Origin of the sequence: Planktothrix serta PCC 8927 (genome assembly GCF_900010725.2) — a bacterium.
In the GTDB taxonomy this organism is placed as follows: domain Bacteria; phylum Cyanobacteriota; class Cyanobacteriia; order Cyanobacteriales; family Microcoleaceae; genus Planktothrix; species Planktothrix serta.
In genome coordinates this window covers 1-235 of record NZ_LR734955.1, presented here as the reverse complement: position 1 = coordinate 235, position 235 = coordinate 1, and the positions used below count along the sequence as shown (strand labels likewise).

Below are 235 nucleotides of genomic sequence, written 5' to 3'. Positions count from 1 at the left end.
GCAACAGCTATTAGTGGTACGGATATATTACCCACGACAGAGACAACCGTAATCCTAGAACCTGATAATAATAACGATAATAATTCTAGTTCTAGTTCTAATTCTAGTTCTATTTCTATTGTCAATGACATCGGTGCGGGAGGAGAAAGTCAAGCTACCATAACTTCCCCAACTACAGGAGTTCAAAACAGTAGTGAGTCTGTATTTATTCCTGATGCTACTTCTAGTGAAGCGA

1 protein-coding gene is annotated in these 235 nt (G+C 38.7%); it reads left to right on the top strand.

Annotated features, from left to right (window positions below; translation table 11 throughout):
* A partial coding sequence (locus PL8927_RS28250) for a hypothetical protein (protein ID WP_197047600.1) occupies positions 1-235 on the top strand: 235 nt, incomplete at both ends.